This window comes from Myxococcus llanfairpwllgwyngyllgogerychwyrndrobwllllantysiliogogogochensis (assembly GCF_006636215.1).
Lineage (GTDB): Bacteria > Myxococcota > Myxococcia > Myxococcales > Myxococcaceae > Myxococcus > Myxococcus llanfairpwllgwyngyllgogerychwyrndrobwllllantysiliogogogochensis.
Map to the genome: position 1 here is coordinate 1 of NZ_VIFM01000588.1, position 711 is coordinate 711.

The 711-nt window shown below is 65.5% G+C and carries 1 protein-coding gene; it reads left to right on the plus strand.

From position 1 onward, the window contains the following. On the plus strand, window positions 1–711 hold a 711-nt coding region (locus FJV41_RS55125), incomplete at both ends, for an ABC transporter permease (protein ID WP_368773785.1).

Below are 711 nucleotides of genomic sequence, written 5' to 3' on the forward strand. Positions count from 1 at the left end.
GGGCAACATGGTGCTGGCGACCTATCTCTACAAGCTGACTAACAAGCTCGGCACCCCCTCCTACCATCTGATGGCGGCGGTGGCGGTGGTGCTGATCTGCATCACCATCCCGCTGGTGATGCTCCAGCGGCGGCTGATGCGCACCGCCAACCGCTTTGTCACCATGAAGGGCAAGGCGTCCCAGGCGCGGGCGCTGCCGCTGGGCAAATGGCGCTGGGTGGCCGGGGCGGTGGTGGTGGCCTGGCTGACGGTGACCATCGGCGTACCGCTGCTCGGCGTGGCGCTGCGCGCTTTTATCTCCAACTGGGGCGTCGGCGTGTCGCTGTGGGATGAGCTGTCGCTGGCGACGTTCCACAATATCTGGCAGCAGCCCAACCTGCTGCGGGCGATCGTCAACTCGATGGCTATCGGCATCATCGGCGGCGCGCTGGCGGTGATCTGCTATCTGTTTGTCGGCATCGCCATGCACCGCAAAGCGGACAACGTCACCCGCTTTCTCGACTACAGCGTGCTGGTCCCGCGCGCGGTACCGGGGCTGCTGGCCGGCCTGGCCTTCCTGTGGGTATTCCTGTTTGTACCGATGTGGCTCGATCAGTCGCTGAAGCACGGCTGGCTCTCGGCGCTGCCGGTGGCCGACTGGCTGCGGGAGCACCTTATCGTGCAGCTGCGCGCCCTGCGCAACACCATCTTCAGCGTCTGGCTGGCCTACAC